Origin of the sequence: Marinomonas fungiae (genome assembly GCF_001418205.1) — a bacterium.
GTDB classification, from domain to species: Bacteria; Pseudomonadota; Gammaproteobacteria; order Pseudomonadales; family Marinomonadaceae; genus Marinomonas; species Marinomonas fungiae.
The window spans coordinates 272,920-290,194 of sequence record NZ_LIQF01000004.1; the positions used below are offsets into that span (position 1 = coordinate 272,920).

The 17,275-nt window shown below is 49.3% G+C and carries 16 protein-coding genes; 6 read left to right on the forward strand and 10 right to left on the reverse strand.

Annotated features, from left to right (window positions below):
• The first annotated feature begins 45 nt into the window (after nt 1-45).
• Entirely contained in the window at nt 46-966 is a 921-nt protein-coding gene (folE2, locus tag ASC49_RS08290) for a GTP cyclohydrolase FolE2 (protein WP_055462769.1), read from the forward strand.
• 4 nt (nt 967-970) lie between these two features.
• On the opposite strand, the gene ASC49_RS08295 is transcribed toward folE2, so the two are convergent.
• Nucleotides 971-2,005, reverse strand: a complete 1,035-nt coding sequence (locus ASC49_RS08295) for an NAD(P)H-dependent flavin oxidoreductase (RefSeq protein ID WP_055462770.1) — start codon at nt 2,003-2,005, stop codon at nt 971-973.
• Between the two features lie 368 nt (nt 2,006-2,373).
• Between ASC49_RS08295 and ASC49_RS08300 the strand changes: the two genes are divergently transcribed.
• Nucleotides 2,374-4,050 (forward strand): hypothetical protein, encoded by a 1,677-nt coding sequence (locus tag ASC49_RS08300; protein WP_055462771.1) that lies wholly within the window; start codon nt 2,374-2,376, stop codon nt 4,048-4,050.
• Between the two features lie 67 nt (nt 4,051-4,117).
• Here the strand turns inward: ASC49_RS08300 and ASC49_RS08305 are convergent, their stop codons facing one another.
• Nucleotides 4,118-4,723 carry a hypothetical protein gene (locus tag ASC49_RS08305; RefSeq protein ID WP_055462772.1) on the reverse strand — a complete coding sequence of 202 codons (606 nt, stop codon included), beginning with the start codon at nt 4,721-4,723 and terminating at the stop codon, nt 4,118-4,120.
• 148 nt (nt 4,724-4,871) lie between these two features.
• Here ASC49_RS08305 and ASC49_RS08310 point away from each other — a divergent pair, with 148 nt between their 5' ends.
• Nucleotides 4,872-5,378: a hypothetical protein gene (locus tag ASC49_RS08310; RefSeq protein WP_055462773.1), complete on the forward strand. Its 507-nt coding sequence runs from the start codon at nt 4,872-4,874 to the stop codon at nt 5,376-5,378.
• Nucleotides 5,375-5,803: a hypothetical protein gene (locus ASC49_RS08315; RefSeq protein WP_055462774.1), complete on the forward strand. Its 429-nt coding sequence runs from the start codon at nt 5,375-5,377 to the stop codon at nt 5,801-5,803. Before ASC49_RS08310 ends, ASC49_RS08315 begins: the two co-directional genes overlap by 4 nt.
• 76 nt (nt 5,804-5,879) lie before the next feature.
• On the opposite strand, the gene ASC49_RS08320 is transcribed toward ASC49_RS08315, so the two are convergent.
• The 7 genes from ASC49_RS08320 to uraD all read right to left on the reverse strand — a co-directional run bounded on the left by ASC49_RS08320 (nt 5,880) and on the right by uraD (nt 13,443).
• A complete protein-coding gene (locus ASC49_RS08320) occupies nt 5,880-6,245 on the reverse strand; it encodes an AraC family ligand binding domain-containing protein (protein ID WP_055462775.1) in 366 nt (121 codons plus the stop codon).
• 108 nt (nt 6,246-6,353) lie between these two features.
• On the reverse strand, nt 6,354-7,580 hold the full coding sequence (locus ASC49_RS08325) for an allantoate amidohydrolase (protein WP_055462776.1): 1,227 nt from the start codon (nt 7,578-7,580) through the stop codon (nt 6,354-6,356).
• Nucleotides 7,577-8,824: a pyridoxal-phosphate-dependent aminotransferase family protein gene (locus tag ASC49_RS08330; RefSeq protein WP_055462777.1), complete on the reverse strand. Its 1,248-nt coding sequence runs from the start codon at nt 8,822-8,824 to the stop codon at nt 7,577-7,579. The genes ASC49_RS08325 and ASC49_RS08330 overlap by 4 nt, the downstream gene beginning before the upstream one ends.
• A gap of 9 nt (nt 8,825-8,833) precedes the next feature.
• Nucleotides 8,834-9,652, reverse strand: coding sequence for a sulfite exporter TauE/SafE family protein (locus tag ASC49_RS08335; RefSeq protein WP_055462778.1), 819 nt, complete (start codon nt 9,650-9,652; stop codon nt 8,834-8,836).
• Nucleotides 9,653-10,022: 370 nt separating this feature from the next.
• Entirely contained in the window at nt 10,023-11,603 is a 1,581-nt protein-coding gene (locus ASC49_RS08340) for a gamma-glutamyltransferase family protein (RefSeq protein ID WP_055462779.1), read from the reverse strand.
• A 3-nt stretch (nt 11,604-11,606) separates the two neighbouring features.
• Complete coding sequence (locus ASC49_RS08345) at nt 11,607-12,779, reverse strand: amidase (RefSeq protein ID WP_055462780.1); 1,173 nt, start codon at nt 12,777-12,779, stop codon at nt 11,607-11,609.
• A 121-nt stretch (nt 12,780-12,900) separates the two neighbouring features.
• On the reverse strand, nt 12,901-13,443 hold the full coding sequence (gene uraD, locus ASC49_RS08350; protein WP_055462781.1) for a 2-oxo-4-hydroxy-4-carboxy-5-ureidoimidazoline decarboxylase: 543 nt from the start codon (nt 13,441-13,443) through the stop codon (nt 12,901-12,903).
• A gap of 133 nt (nt 13,444-13,576) precedes the next feature.
• On the opposite strand from uraD, the gene uraH reads away from it, so the two are divergent.
• Together uraH and hpxO are read left to right on the forward strand one after the other, a co-directional pair.
• Nucleotides 13,577-13,933 carry a hydroxyisourate hydrolase gene (gene uraH / locus ASC49_RS08355; protein ID WP_055462782.1) on the forward strand — a complete coding sequence of 119 codons (357 nt, stop codon included), beginning with the start codon at nt 13,577-13,579 and terminating at the stop codon, nt 13,931-13,933.
• A 182-nt stretch (nt 13,934-14,115) separates the two neighbouring features.
• Nucleotides 14,116-15,270: an FAD-dependent urate hydroxylase HpxO gene (gene hpxO / locus ASC49_RS08360; RefSeq protein WP_055462783.1), complete on the forward strand. Its 1,155-nt coding sequence runs from the start codon at nt 14,116-14,118 to the stop codon at nt 15,268-15,270.
• Nucleotides 15,271-15,670: 400 nt separating this feature from the next.
• Here hpxO and ASC49_RS08365 read toward each other — a convergent pair whose 3' ends face one another.
• On the reverse strand, nt 15,671-17,143 hold the full coding sequence (locus ASC49_RS08365; RefSeq protein ID WP_055462784.1) for a Fic family protein: 1,473 nt from the start codon (nt 17,141-17,143) through the stop codon (nt 15,671-15,673).
• Between the last annotated feature and the right edge of the window lie 132 nt (nt 17,144-17,275).

Sequence of the window (17,275 nt, forward strand, 5' to 3'; positions counted from 1 at the left end):
CGGTATGGCGTACTCACTCAAAGACAACGGAGATTCTATTTACACATGAACTCTGCTTCCAATTTACCAGACGTCGCCAGCACGCTCGCGGCGGCGATTCCTCTTGATCAAGTCGGTATGTCCGGCATTGCTTTACCTGTGACGCTGATATTGGCGGACGCAGAGGTGACGTGTGCAGCCAGTGCTGCCATCTATGCCAATGTTAGTAACGGTCAAAAGGGGCTGCATATGTCGCGTATGTACAGCACTCTACTTTCGCTTAGTGACGCGCCATTAAGTGCCTCAAGCTTGCAACAATGTGCGCAGCAGGCCCTTGCACAACAACAAGAAGTGAATGCTTCGAGTTTGCATTTCTCGCTCAGTACCAAGGTGCAACAGAAGCGCTCGGCACTGAACAGCCAAGGCTGGGGGTGGAATGCTTATCCGCTTGAGCTGCAGGTGAGTTACAGCAACGAGATTGGATTTGAACTCAAGGCAACCGTGCAAGTGACGTATTCCTCCAGCTGCCCTGCCTCGGCAGCGTTATCACGCAAAGCCTTAAAAGATGCCTTCTTAGCCCATTCTCAGAGTCAGTCAGAGCCTATGTCCCCTGAGCAAGTAGCGCAGTGGCTAGAGCAGCAGGGTACCTTGGCAATACCGCATAGTCAGCGCAGTGTAGCGACCGTGACGGTGGCGATTGAGCAAGATGAACTGCCGATTAGTGAACTGATTGAACTGTGCGAGGCGGCGTTAGGTACACCGGTACAAACCTACGTGAAACGGGACGACGAACAGCAATTTGCCCTGCGCAATGGGGCTAACCCCATGTTTGTAGAGGATGCCAGTCGCCGTTTGGTGCGTGCTTTGGTGCAACAGGGTTATCAAGGACATCTCAAAGTGGAACATCAAGAAAGTTTGCACGGTCACGATGCCGTAGCAGCGACAAGCTTTAGCGCTTATAAACTTGCCGCAGAGGAAGCATCATGACGTCCTAAGGACCTACTAACGAGCGAGTCAACTCAGCGGCGGAGACGGCGGCGCAGCCGCTAACATTTTGCCCAGCCCACAGAGGTGAAAACTCCCCAGAGCCTTGCGCTTCCGCCGCCGCTCTAAGTGGCGCAAGGGCGGCGCTGGCTAAAGGGAAGGCCGGAGCGGCGGCGCTGATTGGGCCAAGCTCTGCCATGACTCGATTGACGATACCCCGCGCCGCGCCACCGCTGAAAATGTTGGTCAGTGCGGTGCTGCTGGCGCGTTCACTTTGTAAAGCATCACGGTGCATCGGACTGGTTTTAGCTTCATGGCAAAGTAGATAAGCGGTACCCACTTGCACGCCCGCGGCTCCTAAGCTCATTGCCGCTTGAACCCCTTTGGCATCGGCAATGCCACCCGCGGCAATCACCGGAATGGATACCGCATCAACGATTTGCGGCAGTAAAGCAAAAGTGCCAACTTGCGTGGTGATATCTTTATCTAAAAAGAAACCACGGTGGCCGCCGGCTTCTAGACCTTGGGCAATGATGGCGTCGACACCGTGTCTTTCGAGCCACAGGGCTTCTTGTACCGTGGTGGCGCTGGACAGTACCTTGCCACCCCAAGCTTTGATCTGTGCGATCAATAACGGCGCGGGCAAACCAAAATGAAAACTCACCACTGGCGGTTTAAATTGCGCCAAAACACTTAACAGCTCTGGGCTAAAAGGCGAACGTCCAGCTCCTGTCTGGATACTCGACAACTCCACACCTAATTCTTCAAAGTAAGGCAGCAGCGTTGCGCGCCATTTGCCTTCGATTGCACTGTCGTGTGCTGGTGGTGTGTGGCAAAAGAAATTGACGTTATAAGGCTTATCGGTCTTGCTTGTGAGTGCGGTGAGCTCTCGTTTTAAACCCTCCACATCAAGCATGGCGCAAGGTAAAGAGCCCAAGCCGCCAGCATTGCTGACAGCCACAGCGAGTTCATGATCTTGCACGCCCGCCATGGGCGCTTGGATGATGGGCAACTCAATGCCGAACATTTCTTGAATTGTCATAATGCCGCCTTACTCAGTCCATTGTTATAAAAACAGGCTACCACTGAATCATGACGGAATGAAATTAAGATCTCTGCAATTGGGCTTGATTCTCTACAGGCATCACAAACTTGACCCGATTTCGTCCTAGGTTTTTGGCGAGATGCCGCCCTCAACAATAGCTGCGATGGTTTCTACACATATCAAAAGGTGCCAACTTGATAATCCAATCTGGCACAGGCTTTGCGAATACCTTTATAGCAATACCGAATCTGCTTACAAAACGGCATTTTTGCAGATCTTATCCACGGGACAGAGGAAATAGGCGGTTTGAAATTGCCATGTTAGCTCTCTCGCCCCGTTATGGTTGATTATCAAAAGGAGTTTGTATGAGTGTGACATCATTGAAACTAAACCCCGATCTAGTGGGGCGAGTGAGCCAAAATACCGTGACGGTGCGAGAGTTTAATGAACTTCGATCAGAGGGTTTGATTGGGGAACAATCTGGGGCGCTGCAAGAAACCAATTCTCGTAACAGCTACGACGACCCCATCGTGCAGCAGGAAAAGCTTAGATTCTGGAGTGAGCGTACCAATACTCAGTGGTGGGCGATGATGGAAGATGGCGCTGTCGGCCAACAAGCAGCGGCTTATCTCGCACAGATGACTACGGAAAAGCGCCAGACAGCCGCCGATTATCTGGCCAGTTTTCATGACTTATCCAATGCCTTACAAGCAGACTTATCTGACGTCAGTGGTTCTGCCGACCTCGATCAGTTACTTGATAATGTCGCGGCAGGCCGATCTCCGACACTCAATGCCGATGGCTCAAACGTTGAATTTGCCGAACAAATTGAGCAATTTTGGCAATCGCATCAAACCGAGATCAGCGATGTTGAAACTCAATACAACAACTTAAAAGCCTTCCCACAGCATCTGTCTGAGTGGCTGGATAGCAAACAAATTGAGCGCTCCGCGGAAGTCGATGCAATGGTCGAGAAGCACCGTTACAGTGGTTTGAACGGCCTTCGAGAGCACAGTGATGCATTATTAGGCAGCTTTCGCTTCAACATTCGTGATGATGAAGGCGCTCAAATGATGGTGCCCGGTGAGCTTGGCAGCATCAGCCAAAAAGACAACTTTTCAATGTTCGACTCCTTAGTCTTCTCCTTCCCTGTGCATGAAGACTATACCAAACGCGCCATCCAAATGGCGCTGATGATGGGCGATGCGGGCGCCATGAAAAACGCTCTCGCCACCGGTATGATGCAACAAGAGCAGCAAAGTCAGCTTGCCAAATACAGTAATATCTACGGGACCTTATCGGCCAATATCCAAGGGCAAATGCAAGGTATCGAGCCCAGTATATCGCTTCAGGAAATTTTAGATAATCTTGCCGCAGGTAAAGACCCAGCTATGTTACCCGGTGACAGCTTGCATCCAGATGCTGACAAGATTCGTGATGTAACGGCCAAATTTGCTGGTCTGATCAATGCAGTGCAAACCCAACAACAGCAATTTGAAAGCGCGCCGAAAACAGTGAAAGAGTGGTTGGCAGAGGGTAAAAACAGTCAAATGCTCGACCAAATGGTTTACAACCAATTTAGCCTAGAGCCTTGGGAATCGGGCAGCAACAGCCGCATGTTTCGAGACTCTGCCAGCGCACCAGGACTGAACTTCTTTATCCATCAAGGTGAAGAGTACCAACAAAAAATCATTGATGAAGCGGTCGAGCGCCGCGACCGTCTAGAAAAAGAGCTATTTCGCTATACCGGCGGCGACAGTGCGCTCGACCTTGAAACCGTGCTGCATAACTTCCGCTTTAATCTGCCCCTTGGCTTAATGAAAAACGGCGAGATTCACGATGCCAGTTACTCTCTAAAAGCCTTTATTGAAGACAACATGGATGACATTGCCAACCATATCGACTGGTCTTGGGTACTCGGCGAACAAGAAAACCTCACCATGATCGACTACAGCCAATGGATGGGCTATGACCGTGCGGAAAAAATCGCCGAGCCAGTAGTAGATTGGTTATTGGAGAGTTTTCGTAAGAAATTGGTGTGAGGATTGATTAGTGACCGCAGTAATTTAGTTTTCCTCCTCTTGTTTTAGATAGTGATAAAATTAGATGCTAAGGAGCATTGGGCCCACTGAAACCCTTATATTGGATTTGCAAATACGTAAGAGCATCAAAGGTTAGTGAAGCGGTGATACAGCTTTTGTCATGAGTGTGAAAATACTCAAAGAATTCTCGAAGAAGCTGAATGCAGCCGTCGGGAGATAGATAATTTAAGTTCTTTTTATACTTGCCAATTTGAGTACTTTGGTTGTGAACCCAACGCTTGCGAACCTTATTAAGGTCTTGTAATTTTACGTATATATCAGTTTTTGTGTAATTAGAAACTTTTAGATACACCTCTGAAAGCTGCTCAAATTTCTTTATTGGGCTCTGTTTAGACCATTTTTCTGCTGATCCTTTAGACTGCTTCCCGTGGTAGTAGTCGAAATAAAAGGCTTCAATAATCATAGCCGTAAATGTTTGTGAAATGATACTGAAGCTCTTAGTTTCTGGATAATGGTTTTGAATCTCGTCGAATGTCGGGGCTCTACCATGCGTCTTGTAGAATGAATGGAGAAGATCGATATATAGCTTAAATTGTAGAGCAACAACATTTATCAAGTCGCTTAGTCCTGATGCTCTTACTTGTTTTATTTCTTCGCTTACTTCTTCCAGCATAATTTCCCCTAAAGAACTGTGTTTTTGTAACTTTAAGTTTTCTTTTAAATTTTTTGTAATGGGCTCGTAAACTCTTAGTGTCTGGCTACACATTTGCGAGTGTTGGCTGCTATTGTGGCTTGAGATCATACATGAAAAGGAATTTGCAATGTCAAAAGTGCCAGAGAATCTGAGCGAAAGCTTAGATAAAAACATCAATAGTATTTGCCCATTTAGCATTGGTGAAAACTCATCCCAGAATCATTGTGCGCATTATGTTTCTCATATGATGAATTACCAACTAGGTGGCGTGACGTGCAAGAATTTTACTTGGGACGACAAACAGAAAGACGGTGAGGGAGCAACGCTAAGAGTTGATGACGTTTTCAAAAACAGTTCACAGACAGGGGTGTTGTCAGCAAAGCCTGCTACCATAACGGAGTGCCTTATTTTTGTTACGTTAGCTTCTAACATTTCTAGTATCGGTGGAAAATTGGTGATGGGAAATCACCCAAGAAAGCATATAGGAATTCTAACGGAAGGTAATGTCTGGAACTATAGCAACACAAATAATAAAGTGGTGTGTGATTCATTGAGCGCGTTTAAAGCAAAGTTCTCAAATGCTTATAAAACTAATGGTACGACCGTAGAGTTTTATTACGGGAGATTCTTATGATTAAGGAAGTAATCATAAGTATGTCTATTTTGGGCGGCAGTGTTTCCCTCGCTCATGATGTAACCCCACCTACAGGCGGTGAAGTCTTTCGCTTGCTTTTTGACAATGCAGGCATGGATTTGAAATCAGAAGAAAACTGTCTTATGCCGACTAAAGATCACGTAAGTGAAAAAGAGTTACTTTCGGATTATCTTTCGGACATTTTTTCACTTTCTTATAATTCGGAGCGTAATTTAAGCATTTCTTCTAGCTGCACTGCCTCTAAATATGAGACAAGTGCTGATGGCGTACAAGCTATGTGGGATTGCCAGTTTGAGATGAATGAGACAGATGATAGTGGAGAGTTTGTATCTAGCTCTATGCTTGCATTTGGCATATCCCTAGATAAATCAAAAATTCTGAAGAATACTCTCAGGTGCTTCTAGAGAAATCATGTTTCCTTTGGGGGCAAAAACTAGTTCCCTGTTGTAATGCAGCAAGAAACTAGGTTTTCAGATTTAGCTAAAACACTGTCCCTTCTGGAAGCGTGACAAAGATCGAGTGGCGGATTTCGTTGTTCAAGGCTTTTGAGCAATGGCCTTCACCTTCGGTGTCTTCTAGCAGTAGCACATCTCCGCCTTTAAATTGACGGGTTTCACCGTTCGACACTTTAAACTCGCAGCTGCCTTTGATAATGAATAGCAGCTGACGCTGTGGTGCTGGGTGCCATTTGAAATCGTAATCAGCTGGAGTTTCACGAAAGATCATCTCACCCGCGGGGAAACGCTCCGACAACAGACCAATCGGCCCACCGTCACGGACATCGATGTTCACTTCACCAAAATGGCTCTTACCCTGATCGTCATTATAAATTCGAATAAATTGCATCGAGTAATCCCTGTAAGTATTCAGGGGTCAGATCCCTTAAATGTTGAGTGACTGAGTCTTTGAATGCTTTCATTAAAGGGATCTGACCCCTTTGGTGATACCTAAAGCCTATTTCAAACTCTGCAGCGTGTGGCTTAACACCGCCAAGGTCGTGACCACATCGTCGGTCATAATCGCTTCCGCCGGGTGGTGGCTGATACCTTTATCACAGCGCATAAACAGCATGGCCACGGGGCAAATCTCGGCAATAGCCATAGCATCGTGGCCCGCACCGGAGAACAGCGTATGTACCTCAATGTTCTGAGCGGCGATAGCATCACGTAGCACGCTTTGTAACTCGCCATCACAGTGCACCGCACTGGCGCTATGAGTTTGTTGATGTTCTAAGATTACGTTGCGTTTTGCAGCGATCGTCGCCAAACGTTCCATCAAGTCGGTTAAAGCATCATCACGTTGTTGGTCGTGTTCGCTACGGATATCCAATGAGAAAACGGTTTTGCCTGAGATCACATTGACGCCATTGGGGCGATTGTTAATTTGCCCAACGGTCGCGACCACGCCATGCTCTTTGGCCACGGCTTCAATGGCTAAAATCATCTCACTGCTAGCGGCCAGAGCATCTAAACGCATTGGCATCGGTACAGTGCCCGCGTGCCCCGCCATACCCGTGACGGTGAATTCAAAACGCTTGGCTCCCGCGATGGCGCTGACCACACCGACAGGAAGGTTTTTCTCTTCTAAGACTGGGCCTTGCTCAATATGCAGCTCAAGATAGCCTTTCAGGTTGTCCGTAGGGATGGCCGCTTCAGATACTTTATCGAAGCTTAAACCAAAGTTTTCCAGCGCCTCGGCAAGGCTCATGCCGTCATCGTCTTTTAGGTCTGCCCAGCTTGCTGGCCATTGACCGGTTAACGCGCGACTACCCAGCAAAGTCGAGCCGAAACGAGTGCCTTCTTCGTCACCAAAGCCGACGATGTCTAGGTGGAACGGTAAACGAATACCTTTCGCTTGGAAGGCCTCGATTAGCGTAATGGGTGCGACAACACCGAGCATGCCGTCGTATTTGCCGCCGTTCGGTACGGTATCTAAGTGGCTGCCCATAATAAAGCGCGGAGCGTCAGCCTCTTCGGCCGCAAAGCGTCCCCACAGATTACCTGCTTGGTCTTGCCATGTTTGCATCCCCGCAGTTTCCATCCAGCCGCCTACCAGTTGATTGGCTTCTTTATGTTGCTCAGTCAGGTAGCGACGGTCGAGGTGCTCGGACGATTGGCTAATCTTGCCAAGCGTTTCCAAGCGCTCCATGACCTCTTGGCCAAGGGCCTTGAAATCCATCATAGGCAGGCCTTTTGCGCCGCACTTTCTTTTGCTGAAGAGTACACGGCAAGCGCAGTATCAACCCCTTCACCATTTGGCAGAGCAAAACCTTGGCCGCGCAGCACGGTTTCAAGCGACTGAAGTGTGTGCAAAACTGCATCTTGGCGCGCGTTGTACCCCATCGTGCCGATGCGCCAGACTTTGCCTTTTAAGGGGCCAAAGCTGGTGCCAATTTCGATGTTAAAGATGTTGAGCATATCGTGGCGCACTTTCTCGCCATCGACATTATCCGGTATGTGAACGCCGACCACATTGCTCATCTTATTGCTCAAATCCCCGTAAGGCTGCAAGCCCATCGCTTGGATCCCCTGAAGCATGGCATTACCTGCCAATTGGTGACGTGCAATGACTTTGTCTTGGCCTTCACGTAGTAATTCAATGGCACATTGGCGTGAGCCAAACAGCATAGTCGCCGCTTCAGTATGGTGGTTTAAACGCTCTTCGCCCCAGTAATCCATGATCATGCCAAGGTCAAAGTAGTTAGAACGAATGCGTGAGCCTGTGGACTCTGTATGGTGCGCATCACGGATACCCGCTTCTACGTGGTGACGCTTGCGTACGGCAGAAACGAAACGATCGCTGTAGCTCACTGGCGCGCTGCCTGATGGGCCGCCTAGACATTTTTGAAGGCCAACGGAAACCGCATCAATTTGCCAAGCGTCCATATCAAATGGGTTACCACCGATAGACGCCGTTGCATCTGTGTACAGCAGCACATCGTGAGCACGACAGATGGCACCGATATCACTCAATGGCTGAAGCATGGTGGTCGAGGTATCGCCTTGCACGATGGCCAATACTTTTGGCTGCACGCGTTTGATCGCCTCTTCGATTTGTTGCGGATCGAAGACTTCACCCCAAGGCACTTCAATGGTGTGCACTTCTGCGTCCGCGCGTTCAGCGATTTCTGTCAACAAGTGACCGAAGCGGCCGAAGATCGGCACCAAGACTTTATCGCCAGGTTCTAGCACCGATACCAAAGATGCCTCAATGCCCGCACGAGAGGTGCCGTCGATTAAGAACGTTTGTTGGTTTTGCGTGTTAAACACCTGACGGTATAACGCCATGACTTCGTTCATGTAACTGGTCATGGTTGGGTCGTACTGACCCACAAGCTGTGTTGACATGGCTTGCAACACACTTGGGTAACAATTAATTGGACCTGGGCCCATTAGCAAACGTGGTGGAAATTGTAGAGGTTGCATGGGGAGCTCCTAGGCTAAAACTTGGTAAAGCATTCTAAGGCCAGTGAAAATCAGAGTTATCGCAAACACTTTTTTCAACATGGCAGCGTTCAAACGGCTGGCAAGGCCTGCACCCACCGGCGCAAACAATACGGTCAGCGGGATAATGCAGGCAGCGCCGACTAAGTTAACGAGGCCAAAGGTGCCGAAAGGCGAATCTGCTGGCGTTTGGCCTGCAATTAACAGAGTGACGGCAGCAGGCAGAGAAATGATCAGACCCACGGCTGCGGCGGTGCCCACGGCACGGTGCGCTGGGTAGTTACAAAAGGTTAGCGTTGGCACGGTTAGCGTACCGCCACCGATACCGACCATCGAGCTGAAGAAACCAATGCAAGTGGCAATAACGCTTTGACCAGCTTTGCCTGGCAGTGAGTTAAATAGCGCGTCTTTCTTGCCAAGCAACATATTGATCGCAGACAGGGTTGCGATCACACCAAATAGCAGAGTCAGCCACTCTCCATCGACACGGGTTACCACGAAGCTACCCAGCAATACGCCAAGGAAAATAAAGAAGCCCCACGCTTTTAGCAGTTGGAAATCCACATTGCCTTTGGCGTTGTGGGCGCGAATCGAGCTAATCGATGTCGGAATAATCGTCGCCAGAGACGTCGCGGTTGCAACCAGCATCGCGGTATCAGCGCTCACGCCTAGGCCTTGGTATAAGAAAAACAGCACCGGCACGATAACGATACCGCCACCAACGCCTAAAAGACCGGCCAAGATACCCGCGACTACGCCCGTGCCCATCATGGCTAAAATCATGGAATAGTTTTCCATTATGAATGACATCTGCTTTCTAACTCCTGCTTAAGGATTGTTGTGTATGATTCTATTTAGTATTTGCTTCAAATCGGAACAGCAACGCCTTCTCGACCCGGCTTAGACGGCACATCCCTGTGCCGATTAAGCCTACGCAATCATCCTGATTGCTGGTCTTGAAGGGTTGTCTGTTCCTACAGATAATTCCTGCTTAACGCTGATTATCTGGAATGTTTTTTAATCATGGGTACTTATTTCACTCAATGAGACAGCCAATCAGGGAATGGCAAGCACTAGCCCATGGATGGGCTGGGTAGGCTGTCGCAGACAGGGATGTCTGCCAGCCGGCGACCATTACCTAATTGGCTGCTCAGTCTGAATGACTCTCTAGCTCACTTACTTAACCAGAATAACTAGCCGAAGAAACCGCTAAGCCATCACTGCGTGGGTCGGTGGCGGCGTCGGTGTTGCCCTCGGGGAACAACACCACGGCGCCAGCATGGCCCATTAATTCATTGCACGCAGGCACAGCGACTAGGTCATGACCGCGGGCAATCAATGTGTCTGCGGCTTCGGCCGCGAAATCGCTTTCCACTTTTAAGTTGTGGCTCACATCTCCCCACGTACGACCGAGTAACCAACGGCCAGCCGCGATGCTCTGTGCTAACGGCTGCTTGTGGTAAACGTAACGGCTGAATAACGCCGCTTGGGTTTGTGGTTGGCCTTCGCCCCCCATGGTGCCGTAGCTGATTCGACGACCATCGTTAAGCTCTGCAAAAGCAGGGTTTAGGGTGTGAAATGGCTTTAAATTCGGCTTAAGTTCTTGCAAATGACCTTTTTCTAGGCTGAACGACGAGCCGCGGTTGTTCCACACAATGCCAGTGCTTGGGCTAACAATGCCGCTGCCAAACTCCCAATATAGGCTTTGGATATAGCTCACCATACGACCTTCGCTGTCACAGCAGCCCATCCAAATGGTGTCGCCGTGTTGCGCGGGATGAGGCCAAGCTTGCGCTTGATCTTTGCTAATCTTATCCGCCATCGCCGCTAGGCTGTGATCGCTGAGCAAGTCTTGTAATTCAATACTTAATCGTGCTGGATCGGAGACGTATTTGTTGCGCGCAATAAAGGCCTGTTTGGTAGCTTCGATCAGTAGGTGCGCCATATCGGTTTCACCGCCATCGCCTAGCTGATGAATGCGGTCGTACAGCGCCAATATGATCAAAGACGCAATACCTTGAGTCGGGGCGGGCAGGTTGTAAAGCTTGCCCACGCTGGTTCCCACACTTAATGGTGAGACTTGCTCAGCACGGTAATCATGAAAATCCACCAAACGAATTGGCGAGCCTGCCGCTTCAAGATCGGCAGCCAGTTGCTCGGCAACCGCGCCATGGTAAAAGTCATCCAGGCCTTGCTGCGCTAGATGTTTCAATGTCTTTGCTAAGGTGTGAAGCGTGAGTCGCTTGCCTTGAGTCAGTGTTTCACCTTGATCCAAGAACTGAGCAAAGCCCGGTAATGTGGCTATGTCGTCATGTACTTTACGGCTTGCAGATTGCAAACTTTCGGTAATTTCGATGCCGTTTTCTGCATGATCGATGGCATTTTGCAGCAGTTCAGTTAATGGCTTAGGTGCTTGCCAGAAGGCGCTAATGTCTAATGCTTTTTGCCAACCTGCAACGGCGCCTGCCATGGTTACCGTGGCTTTACCGCCACGAGTAGGAATGCTGTCTTCGCCTTGGAAGAACTCTAAGGTCGCCAATTGCGCCGCTTTGCCTGAGGCATCAATACCGATTGGCGCTTTGCCGGGTTCGCTGATGAGCCAAAAACCGTCGCCGCCTAGGCCGTTCATATGCGGGTAGACCACTGCGATGGTCGCGGCGGCGGCGACCATGGCTTCAATGGCTGTGCCGCCTTGTTCTAAGATGGCTTGGCCTGCTTTGGTGGCTTCGTGATGTGGCGCCGTAAATGCAATCGAAGACATGCGTTACTCCATTAGGTCTTTGGCTAGGGCTAACAAACTTAAATCGCTACCGCGCGGGCCAATCAGGGAGAGACCGCATGGCGCGCCGTCCATGTCACAGACTGGCAAATGCAATTGTGGTAAACCACACAGTCCGGCAATCGCTGTTAGCTCTAAAAGCTGGTTGCGATAGTCGGCTAATTCATTGTCTTTCATGGTTAAAAGTGGTGCGCGACCCGGTGTGGTGGGCACTATCAAAACGGCACTTTCAAGCTGCTCATCGAGCCATGCTCGAAACTTGGCTTGTTGTGTTTTTGCTTGAGCAACGTCATCGGCGCTAATCGTTTTTGTCCATTCAAAACGGCTGGCAATGTCCGGTGCAAAGTCAGGATCGTTTTGTGTAATCCAGTCTCCGTGAGTTTGCCAAATTTCCGCCCCTTGTAGCGTGCGGAATGTGGTGCCGGTTTGCCAGTACACAGGGTCGATTTCGAGATTCTGTTCAGTGCTAAGACGGCCTTTCGCTTGCCAAATATCGAGCTGCGCTTGGAGCGCGTCTTTGTGTTCCGCTTGACTGATTAAATCCTTCGCAATCAGTGTCTTAGTTAACTTGGTGGACGGTGTTGGTAACAACACCTGAGCGACTTTTTCAAGCTCCGCAAGGCTTCGAGTCATAAAGCCCACGGTATCGAACGATGGTGCTAACGCGACCATGTTGTCCATAGCTATGGCGCCATGGGTCGGGCGCAAACCAAACAAACCATTGTAGCTAGATGGCACTCGAATGGAGCCGCCCGTGTCTGTTCCAAGACCTATGTCAGCCAGATCTCCAGAAACCGCCACCGCCGAGCCAGAAGACGAACCACCCGGTAAGCGCTCCGGTGTGATCGGGTTTTCAGGTGTGCCGTAATGGATATTTTGCCCGTTCAGGCTATAAGCCAATTCGTCGGTAATGGTTTTACCCACGAAGCTAGCGCCTGCGTTGAGCAATGTGCTCACACTCGACGCGGTTTGAGTTGCTTGATCATGCGTCGCTAACCAAGTTGGGTTACCCGCCGTCGTCGGCAAACCCTGCATATGAAACAAATCTTTCACCGCCAAACGCATACCGGCAAGCGGGCGCTCTGAAGCTTCCGTCACCGTCAGGGAAAAGTGTTCAGGCAAGCGCAAAAATGGGTTTTGGGTGATAGCGTGTTTCATAAGTCGCTCCTTTGATCTGTGGTTATGAAACAATTGTTTCTTTATTTTGTCAACTGAAACGAAAGAGGCAATTTTTACTATGAACTCCCTGTCGTAAATTGAGTGATCAAACGCGCATAGGCTATTTGCCCCACAAAGCGTTTGGCAGGGCGGCTAAACGGAAGCCAGCGATTTTATGAACTTCATTCAGGGCGCGACGAAATTCTGTCGCCACATCATTCGGTAGACGTGCTTCAAAGCCTTCTAGAATCTGATCCTTGGTGGCGCCTTTGACTGCCATGATGAATGGGAAACCAAATTTATCGTGGTAACTGAAATTGAGAGCAAGAAAGCGCTCCAGCTCCGGTGGTGTCAGTTGATCCAACCCTGCGCCGGCTTGCTCACTGGTCGAGGCATCGGTTAATTCCCCCGCGAGAGCGGCTTTGCCAGCCAAGTCTGGATGTGCACGAAGTAGGGCGAGTTGAGTGCTGTGGTCAGCCGCTTCAACGATATCGTGCATGGCTTGAGTGACAGCGACACGGATGCCATCAGGGTGCTTGGTAAGCGTATCCCGTTGCTCGTAAAGTGCCTCAGCAAGCCATGTTGAATGTTCGTAAATATCCTTTAACTGATTGATAAAGCTGTCTTTATCTTGCTTGACTAGTGCGGTTTCGGTTGCCCCCATAAAAACTCCTATATGGTATCGAATGTGTATTTATGCTTAGCTGATCATCTGCCTTGAGCGTAATCTTTGTTGTGTGTCAGCGCTAATTTTTATCCTGCATAGTGGTTATTAAACGGTTTAAGAGAGGTTTGTAATGGGATATTTAACAACACATATTTTGGACACAACTCGGGGCGTAGCCGCCTCGGGGGTGATGCTCGAACTGTATGCGTTAGCGCAGGATGGCTCTCGAAAGTTACTGCAGCAAACCTTTACTAATGGGGACGGTCGTTGTGACGCCCCTTTGCTCGAAGGAGAAGCATTTCAGGCTGGGCGCTACGAGCTGGAGTTTGCTATCGGTGATTATTTCGCGGAGCAGGGCATCGAGATGCCTGAGCCGCGCTTTCTCGATGTGGTGGTATTGCGCTTTGGCATTGCAGACGAAGACAGCCACTATCACGTACCGTTACTCGTGACGCCATACTCTTACAGCACCTATCGTGGCAGTTAGTTGAGCATGGGTAGTGCTTTTCTGCACGCTAATGGTGCAAGTTTCATCTCAGACAAAGGTTTCACTGTTTAACAAATAACTGAAACTATTGTTTCATCAGGCTTTGACGGCGAAGCAATATTCTGGGCACGGTTCTTGCGATAGGAAACTAATCTCAGAATTTGCAACGCAGAGGAGTCGCTATGAAAGCAATCATCATTGGAGCTGGCATCGGTGGTATGTCAGCTGCGGCCGCACTGGATCAACAAGGTATAGATTGTGAGGTTTTTGAAGCCGTCAAAGAAATGAAACCTGTCGGCGCGGCAATCTCGATTTGGTCTAATGGCGTCAAATGCATGAACCATCTCGGCATGGGGAAAATCTTAGATGACCTTGGTGGTCCGATGCACAACATGGCGTATTTGGAAGGTTTTAGTGCTGCACAGATGACGCGTTTTAGCTTAAAGCCTCTAGTCGCTGAAGTGGGCGAGCGCCCATGTCCTGTGTCCCGCGCCGACCTGCAAGCACGCATGATCGATTGCTGGGGTCGTGGCAAAGTTCAGTTTGGCAAGCGTTTGGAATGCGTCAGCCAAGACGAAAACGGTGTGACGGCGACTTTTACCGATGGCACGACGGCTCACGGGGATTTTATGATCGCTGCCGATGGGGCTCATTCCATCGCTCGTGAATATGTTCTGGGCCACAAAGTGGAGCGTCGCTACGCTGGCTATGTGAATTGGAACGGCCTAGTAGAAATCGACGAAGCCATTGCCCCAGCGGATCAGTGGACTATGTTTGTTGCCGATGGCAAACGCGTTTCCGTCATGCCTATTGCTGACAACCGCTTCTACTTCTTCTTTGATGTACCTCTGCCAAAAGGGTTACCAGAAGATCGCTCGACGGTGATTAACGACTTAAAAGGCTACTTCGACGGCTGGGCCGAGCCGGTGCAACGTCTGATCGATGCCATCAATCCTGAAACCACCAACCGTATTGAAATCCATGATGTGGAACCCTTTAACCCATTGGTCAAAGGCCGTGTGGCGCTGCTAGGGGATGCCGGTCATAGCACCACACCGGATATCGGCCAAGGCGGCTGTGCCGCATTAGAAGACGCCGTGGTACTGGGGAAATGCTTCGCCGCCAGCTGCGATATCGAAGGCGCACTACAGTGCTACAACAACTCCCGGGTGGAACGCGTTAAAGACCTCGTCCTTAAAGCCCGCAAACGCTGTGAAGTCACCCACGGCTTTGACCCCGTAGAAACCCAAGCGTGGTATGACGAGCTTCGCGCTGAAACTGGCGTTGGCATCATCAGCGGCTTATCCAAAACCATCCTCGGCGGCCCACTGGGCTAACGCTCCGGCCTGAGATAATCCGCGTTCCTTCCCCTTGTTTCTTTAAGGGGAAGGTTAGGATGGGGTTAACTTCCTCGCAATCCTGATTCTATTCTAGGTTGCCAGCTTTTCCAGCTTCGGTGCTTACCAACTGCTTTGCTGCGCCATTCCATGCAATTCGCTTGCGCAAATTTCGGGTCGTTCCTCCCCTCGCCGCGTCAGCGCGAATCAAACGCATGGAATACCGCTAATGCGTTCTTGTAAGGGCCGTCTCGACCTGCGGCCATAAAACCAATAATCGGATTGGCTCTTGAGGCAGTAGAGGGTGCTTGCCTATCACCCCATTCGAGGCAATGCTCGGAACTTTCAAATGATATTAAGGTGTTACTTTTCTTACTGTCATTTGCAAAAAAAGACATTGTTATAATACCGCTTCTGTATAAACGTCTTCTAAAGCATCAAATACTTCTTCAGGCACTTCATACTTCAGCTGATCTCTACGCTTCTTAGAAATCTTGCCGTTTTGTTCTAAACAGAAGACTACCAACTTTGAAAGTGTTCTGTCATTAATATCGTACCGCTTATTGATATGGCGTTTTAGGGTGTCGTATTGGTTGAGATATGCCACTTCCTGCTTGATATAGTGTTCCATGGCTTCGTCACAGGCTTCCGCCATCAGCTCGGCACAGGCGGTGCCATCCCAATAGCGGTAGATGGACTCATGGCCTTTGAATTCAAAGGCGAAGTTTTCGGCATCAAGGTAATCCACTTGCCAGAAAGGGCGAGTCTCGGATGAGTAGGCGCTTAGTGCTTCTAAATATTCTCGCTCTCGGTTATAGAGTACCGCTGACACGGGCAGTAACAGGCCGTTCGCAAGTTGCCCGCTGCGACACAGTACGTGATGAAACATAAAGCGTGACAAACGGCCATTGCCATCCATAAAAGGGTGTAAGAATACAAAGCCAAATGAGATAACCGCGCCAAGCACAATGGGATCTACGTGCTCTGGCAACAGGTTGGTCAGTTGCTCCCACTCTTGCATGAGTTCTCGACATAAATTCGGTGAGGGTGGGACATACGTGACGCCGATAGAACCAGGGCCATTACTTAAGTAGTTCTGCTCATTGCGATAGGCCACGGCCCATTCATAGGGGTTGTTGATCGTGGCCTTTTGCAATTCTGTTAAATAGTCTTCATCGATTGCACGGGGGATGTGTGCTTGTCTCAGGAGGTTGGTGTAGCGCTGGATTTTATTCGTATCGGGCTGCTCTTTCTCGATAGCGAAAGAATCTTTGGTTTCACTGAGGTACACCCACGATAAAGCTCGGTTGAGCATGGCATCATCTAACTTATCAGTAAACTCTTTGGCTTTTTGAAGTGTGTTTTGTGCTAGAGCCTTTTCCAATCGTTCGGTGCGTCTCACAATGATGCTGTAGTCTAGTGAACCGATTAAATTGACATGGACGCGCCAGCGTTTATTTGCCTGGTTATCTGCGGTGATAAAACGCTTAGGATCTAATAAAGGGATATAGTTACCACGCGTCAATTCAGTGGTGCGTGGTAATAGCTGCTGGTTGAAATGCTCCCAGAGTAAACAGGCCATACGAATGTATTTGCCCATAGGCGAAGATTCATAGATTGCTAAAAGCTTGCTCTCGTCCACCTGAGGCAGAGCCTGAGAGAGTATTTGTAAATTAAGGTCTTCATATTTAAGAGCAAAGAGCACGTGATCGAGAATGTTCTCAGCAGGCGCTAATGCTGCGGGTATCGCTAAGGTATTCTCAATACGCTGAACCTTGGTTACGGGCATAACACGAGCTGACACCTGTAACGGCATGGCTGCGATGTCGGTGTATTCTAATAAGTGCGCGTAGCCTACGGGGGCATGTTTCATAGTTGGCCTAAAAAATATTTACAAAGCTAAGATTTTTCTTACATGGGGCTATTTGTCCGAGAAAATTCTTATAGTGTTAATATTTTTATTACAAAACGCGAATTACTCAAGAAAAAGTTTACAAGTAGGTGA